The sequence below is a fragment of the Corallococcus llansteffanensis genome, assembly GCF_003612055.1.
Classification (GTDB): domain Bacteria; phylum Myxococcota; class Myxococcia; order Myxococcales; family Myxococcaceae; genus Corallococcus; species Corallococcus llansteffanensis.
In genome coordinates, this window is sequence record NZ_RAWB01000569.1 from 1 (window position 1) to 6,428 (window position 6,428).

The window sequence follows — 6,428 nt, forward strand, 5'->3', positions numbered from 1 at the left end:
GTGGCGGTGCCGGCGGGGGCGAAGGTGGTGGACGTGAAGGGCAAGACGCTGATGCCGGGCCTGGTGGACGTGCACTGGCACGGGCGCATGGGCGTGGACGGGCTGATGCCGGAGCAGAGCTGGGTGCAGGCGGCGTCGCTGGCGTTCGGGGTGACGACGTTGCACGACCCGTCGAACAACTCGGAGACCATCTTCGCCGCGAGCGAGATGGGCAAGGCGGGGATGCTCGCGGCGCCGCGCATCTTCTCCACGGGCACCATCCTGTACGGGGCGGCGAGCGCGGGCGCGCACGTGGAGATTGAGACGCTGGACGACGCGCGCCGGCACCTGCGGCGGATGCAGGCGTTGGGGGGCTTCAGCGTGAAGAGCTACAACCAGCCCCGGCGCGACCAGCGGCAGAAGGTGCTGCAGGCGGCGCGTGAGCTGGGGATGCTGGTGGTGCCGGAGGGCGGCTCGCTGCTCCAGCACAACCTGACGATGGTGGTGGACGGGCACACGGGCGTGGAGCACTCGCTGCCGGTGGCGCGCATCTACGACGACGTGCGCCAGCTCTGGAAGGGCACGCGGGTGGGCTACACGCCGACGCTGGGCGTGTCCTACGGCGGGCTGATGGGGGAGAACTACTGGTATCAGAAGACGAACGTCTGGGAGGACACGCGCCTGTTGTCCTTCGTGCCCCGGCGCGTGGTGGACGGCCGGTCGCGGCGGCGGGGGATGGTGCCGGACGACGAGTTCAACCACCAGAACGTGGCGCGCGGCGCGAAGGAGCTCAACGACCTGGGCGTGAGCGTGCAGCTGGGCGCGCATGGGCAGCGCGAGGGATTGGCGGCGCACTGGGAGCTGGCGATGTTCGTTCAAGGCGGCATGACGCCGATGCAGGCCCTGCGCGTGGGCACGCTGAACGGGGCGCGCTACCTGGGGATGGACGCGGACCTGGGCTCGGTGGAGGCAGGGAAGCTGGCGGACCTGGTGGTGTTGGACAAGAACCCGCTGGAGGACATCTCGAACAGCCGCACGGTGCGCTACACGATGGTGAACGGGCGGCTGTACGACGCGAACACGTTGAATGAAGTGGGCACGCGGCAGCGCACGCGCGGGAAGTTCTTCTTCGAGAAGGACGGCAATGAGGGCTGGAGTCCGAAGGCCACCTCGCATGCCACCGAGCAGGTGTGCGACTAGGACTCGTGCTTTTGCTGTGCGGAGGCATCGTGGGCTGCGCGGGCAGCCCACGACACTTCCGGCAATCCGTGGGATCAGGGCCGGGCCTGGAATGGAGCACAGCACAGATGCCCGGGAAGATAAGAAATGCGTTCGAGGATCCGCCCTACAAGGACCCGAGCTGGCACGCCTTCATCATGGACGTGCAGGAGACGACTGGACTTGCACCGAGGGACTGGCCGCGCTTCCGCGCAGGTCTCAAACGCGTGGAGCGGAGACATACCAGCCGGGTGCCATCGAACTCGATGAAACGCTATCTCGCGGAGACTGCGTTCTTCTGTGCCGCGCATTGGAAGCAGACGCCGCGTGTCGTGCGTGGCGCATTGCGCGACTACCTGAAACACCCGCTGGGGAAGAGAATGTACGCCTACACCGCCGCGGAGTACTGGCAATGGGCCGCCAAGGTCTCCCCCGAGGACCTGCCCGCCGCCGAGGCCATGGTCGCGGAGGTCCGCGCGTATCTGCCCTCCCTGGATGACCACGAGCGCTGGAACACGCAGGGCCTGCTGGCTTCCCTCAAGCGCTGAACCCCGGTGTGCGTCCGCGATGGCGGATGGCGTCCGAGGCAGACCCCACATGCTAATGAGCGGGGATGCGATGGGCGGTCGTGCTGATGCTGTGCTTCGGTGCCGTGGGCTGCGCGGGCAGCCCACGGCACTTCCGGCAATCCGTGGGACCAGGGCCGGGGCCGGGCTGTGTGGGCACGGTGGATTGCGCGTGCAAGAACGGTTCGGCGGCGGCCTGTGAGCAGTTGGAAACTGTGTCTCGTCCCCGACCGCCCAATCCGTTGCCACCGCCCGGAGCCACGGAGGAGGCGCGGAAGAAGGAGTCCGAGCGCGTCCGGGAGACTTGCATCGACGACTACGTCCGCTGTGTCGATGCCGGCGGGGAACACCTTGAGGGCCGCGTGAATGGAGAGAGTCGGTGTGACTCCTGCCGGGCCTACTGCATGGCCCATGGATTCTGGCCGCTCGCCATCTACTCTTGGAATGGGAAACCGCTCGAATGCCCGGGAAAATGAAAGAAGGGTTCGCTGATCCGACGCTCCATGACCCGCATTGGCTTGCCTTCGTGCAGGACAAGGAGCGCCTGGATGTAACCGAGGACTGGCGACGCTTCCGCGCGGCACTCAGACAGTTGGAGCGGCGCCATGTCGGACGGGTGCCGACGGCCGCGCTTCACCGCGCCCTCGACCAGTATGCATTCTTGTGTGCCACGCACTGGAAGCAGACCCCGCGTGTCGTGCGGGCCGCGCTGCGTGCCCTGCTGCGACATCCGCTGGGGACGAGGCGATACGCCTACGCGGCCGCGGAGTACTGGCAGTGGGCCGCCAAGGTCTCCCCCGAGGACCTGCCCGCCGCCGAGGCCATGGTCGCGGAGGTCCGCGCGTATCTGCCCTCCCTGGATGAACATGAGCGCTGGAACACGCAGGGCCTGCTGGCCTCCCTCAAGCGCTGAGGCTCAGCGCACCGCGGCCACCTGGGCCAATGCCTGTTCAATCTGTGGCAGCGCGTAGGGCTTGGGCAGCACCACCACGCCCAGCCACTGCCGCGGGTCTCCGTCCAGCGCCGCGCGGCCGTGACCCGAGGCGATGATGATGCGCATGGCGGGCTTTCGCAGCGCCACCTCGCGCGCCAGCTCCACGCCCGACATGCCCGGCAACGTCACGTCCGTGAAGAGCACGTCGAACGGACCCGCCGCCAGCGCCACCCGTGCCTCCTCCGCGCTCGCCACCGGCATCACGGCGTGCCCCAGGAGCCCCAGCAGCTCGCTCGCGGACTCGCGGATGTCCGCGTCGTCCTCCACCAGCAACACGTGCATCCGCTTCGCGGACTCCTGCGTCGCGGGCAGCTCCGTGCGCGGCTCCGGCTCAGGCCTGGGCTCCCGCGGCGGCGCCGGCGTCTCCAGCCGCTGCTTGCGTTGATCCAACAGCGCCCGCACCTTGCGCGCCAGGTCCTCGCGCCGGTACGGCTTGCTCAGCAGGTGCACGCCCGGATCCAACCGGCCCCCGTGCACGATGGCGTTCTCCGTGTAGCCCGATGTGAAGAGCACCTCGATGTCCGGGTGGATGAGCCGCGCCTGCCGCGCCAGCTCCGGGCTTCGCACCGGCCCCGGCATCACCACGTCCGTGAAGAGCAGGTCCACCGCCACGCCGCTCTTCAGGATGGACAGCGCGCTCTGCCCGTCCACCGCGCGCAGCACCCGGTAGCCCAGCTCCGTCAGGAGCTCCACCACCGTCGCCCGCACGTCCGCGTCGTCCTCCACCGCGAGGATGGTCTCCTGCCCGCCCTCCACCGGCCCCGTCACCACCTCCAGCACCGGCGCCTCCGCCTGGAAGGCGCGCGGCAGGTACACCTTCACCGTCGTGCCGTGCCCGACCTCGCTGTAGATCTTCACGTGGCCGCCGGACTGCTTCACGAACCCGTACACCATGCTCAGCCCCAGGCCCGTGCCCCGGCCCTCCGGCTTCGTCGTGAAGAAGGGCTCGAACGCGCGCTCCAGCACCTCCCGCGTCATGCCCCCGCCCGTGTCCGACACCGCGAGCAGCACGTACGCCCCGGCCATCACGTCCGGGTGCTGCTGCGCGTAGTGGTCATCCAGCGACGCGTTGCTCAGCTCCAGCGTCAGCTTGCCGTGGCCCCGCATCGCGTCGCGCGCGTTGATGGCCAGGTTCAGGATGACGTTCTCCAACTGGTGCGGATCCGCCAGCGTGTTCCACAGCCCGCCGCTGATGACCGTCTCCACCTCCACGTCCTCGCCCAGCGCGCGGCGCAAGAGGTCGTCCATGCCCCGCACCAGCCGGCCCAGGCTCAGCGAGCGCGGCTCCAGCGGCTGCCGCCGCGAGAACGCCAGCAACTGCCCCGACAGCCGCGCGCCCCGCTCCACCGCGCCCAGCGCCGTGCGCACCCGCTGCAGGCCCCGCTCGTTGTCCGCCACGTCGCGCTGCAGGAGCTGGAGGTTGCCGCCGACAATCTGCAGCAGGTTGTTGAAGTCGTGCGCCACGCCCCCCGTGAGCTTGCCCACCGCCTCCATCTTCTGCGCCTGCCGCAGCTGATCCTCCGTCTGCCGCTGCTCGGTGACGTCGCGCCCGCTGGCGTACAGCACGCCGTCCTCCGGCACCGGCACCGCCGTCCAGGAGATGCGGCGGTGGCCGCCGGTCTTGCACCGGTAGGCGCTCTCGAAGTGCATCGTCGGCCGGCCTCCCGCCAGCTGGGAGACCTCCTCGCGCGAGCGCGCATAGTCGTCCGGGGCCTCCATCCACTCGGAGGTGCGCCCCAGCAGCTCTCCTTCCGTCCACCCCAGCATCCGCGTCCAGGCCGGGTTGACGCTGATGAAGCGGCCATCCCGCAGGTCGCCCACCACCAGCAGGTCCTGGGACACGTTCCACACCCGGTCCCGCTCCCGCGTGCGCTGCGCCACCCGCTGCTCGAGCGTCTCGTTGGCCTGCTTCAGCTCCGCCAGCGCCCGGAGCCGCTCGATGGCCGCCCAGACGCGGTCGGCCACGTCGCGCGTGAACTCCAGCTCCTCCGCCGTCCACTCACGCGGCTTCACGTCGTGGAAGTACAAGAGCGCCACCAGCCGGCCGTGCTCCATCAGCGGCACGTTGCACAGCGCCCGGACGGAGATGCGCCGCAGGGCCTCCACGCCGTGCGCCGTGCGCGCGTCCTTCTGGACATCCGCGATGGCCACCGTCTCGCCGTGCATCAGGTCCGCGAGGAAGGCCCCGTAGTCGCGGAAGCGGTGCACCCCCGCGATGCTCCGGATGCCCGGACCGGAGAGCCACCCCGGGGGCAGCGTCACCAGCTCGTGGGTGGCGTCCACGGCGCCATAGCCCGCGCGCGCCACGCCCAGGAAGCGCCCCACCACCTCCATCGCCACCAGCGCGGCGGCGTCCGGCGTCTGCGCGTCTCGCAGCCGGTCCCCCATCTGGATGAGCGCCGCCTGCCGCAGCTCCGCCCGCTTGCGCTCGTCCACGTTGACGAGCACCCCCGGGAAGCGCAGGGGCTTGCCCGCGGGCGTGAACTCGCAGTGCCCGCTCGCCTCCACCCACCGGTAGACGCCGTCCCACTGACGCACGCGGTACTCGGTGCGGTACGGCCCACCGGATTGCAGCGTCTGGGCAATCAACGCCTCCACGCCGGGCCGGTCCTCCGGGTGGATGGACGCCACGAAGAGGTCGATGGGCAGGCCCTCCCGCGCCTGCAATGCATTGAGCGAGAAGGAGCGCGCGAAGCGCTCGTCCGCGATGACCCGGTTGGCGGGCACGTCCCACACCCAGGTGCCAATCACCACGTCGGAGTCCAGCGCCAGCCGCACGCGCTCGTTGGCCTCGCGCAGCGCGTCCTCGGCCAGGCGGCGCTCGGTGACGTCCTGGGTGACGCCAATGAGCTGCACCGGCCGCCCATCCTCGTCGTACACGAGCGACGCCCGCCGGGAGATCCACCGCACGTCCCCGGTGTCCGGCTTGCGGATGCGGTACTCCACCGACGGAATCACCTGCCCCGACGCCCGCGTGCGCGCGTTGGACACCCGGTGCCGGTCCTCCTCCAGCGCGAGCGACTCGATGACCGTCGCGGGCACCGTGTCCGCGCGCGGCACGCCGTACAGCCGGCAGAACTCCGGCGTCACCGTCAGCAGGTTGGTGGCCAGGTCGAGCGTGAACACGCCGATGCCGCCCGCCTCCTGCGCCAGCCGCAGCTGCTCGCGCTTCACGCGCAGGCGCTCCTCGGCGCCACGGCTCTGGGTGACGTCCCGCGACACGCAGACGGCGAAGAGGGGCCGGCCCGACGCGTCCCTCGCCAGCGACACGTGGTGGTGCACCCAGACAGTGCCGCCGTCGGGCCGCGCGTGGCGGCTCTCCACGGCGAAGGGCTCTTCCGTCTCCAACAGTCGCTGGGAGAGGGCGGCGCCGCGCTCGCGCTCCTCCGGGTGGGTGAGCTCCAGCAGCGAGCGTCCCACCACGTCCTCGCGCGAGCGCTGGACCAGGTCACAGAAGCGCTGGTTCACCAGGACCAGCGTGCCCTCCAGGTCCAGCTGCGAGATGCCCACGCTGGCCTGCTGGAAGAGCACCGCCATCTGTTGGCGGTCGAACGCATGCGTGGGAGGGCCTTCCTCCAGGCCGGCTTCGCGCAGGCGGGCCCGAAGGCGCTCCACCTCCGCCCTCAAGGCCTGTTCGGTATCGGAAGGAGGGGCACTCATGTGTGGGGGAG

Annotated in this window: 4 protein-coding genes and 1 pseudogene; 3 read left to right on the top strand and 2 right to left on the bottom strand. The window is 70.3% G+C overall.

Translation table 11 applies throughout. The features are described from left to right. From D7V93_RS35285 to D7V93_RS35295, 3 genes are all read left to right on the top strand, one after another. A partial coding sequence (locus D7V93_RS35285; RefSeq protein WP_147451504.1) for an amidohydrolase family protein occupies positions 1–1,179 on the top strand: 1,179 nt, incomplete at its 5' end. A gap of 284 nt (positions 1,180–1,463) precedes the next feature. Beyond that, positions 1,464–1,745, top strand: coding sequence for a hypothetical protein (locus tag D7V93_RS35290; protein ID WP_147451505.1), 282 nt, complete (start codon positions 1,464–1,466; stop codon positions 1,743–1,745). A 478-nt stretch (positions 1,746–2,223) separates the two neighbouring features. Next, positions 2,224–2,676, top strand: a complete 453-nt coding sequence (locus D7V93_RS35295) for a hypothetical protein (RefSeq protein ID WP_120647544.1) — start codon at positions 2,224–2,226, stop codon at positions 2,674–2,676. 3 nt (positions 2,677–2,679) lie between these two features. On the opposite strand, the gene D7V93_RS35300 is transcribed toward D7V93_RS35295, so the two are convergent. Then, positions 2,680–5,979, bottom strand: coding sequence for a hybrid sensor histidine kinase/response regulator (locus tag D7V93_RS35300; protein ID WP_244237693.1), 3,300 nt, complete (start codon positions 5,977–5,979; stop codon positions 2,680–2,682). 15 nt (positions 5,980–5,994) lie between these two features. Continuing rightward, positions 5,995–6,417 (bottom strand): annotated as a pseudogene (locus D7V93_RS47760) (PAS domain-containing protein); the annotation flags it as partial. Positions 6,418–6,428 lie beyond the last annotated feature (11 nt).

Coding starts and splice junctions, on each gene's coding strand:
- D7V93_RS35290 (WP_147451505.1), top strand. CDS start 1,464: ATGAAACGCTATCTCGCGGAGACTGCGTTCTTCTGTGCCGCGCATTGG.
- D7V93_RS35295 (WP_120647544.1), top strand. CDS start 2,224: ATGCCCGGGAAAATGAAAGAAGGGTTCGCTGATCCGACGCTCCATGAC.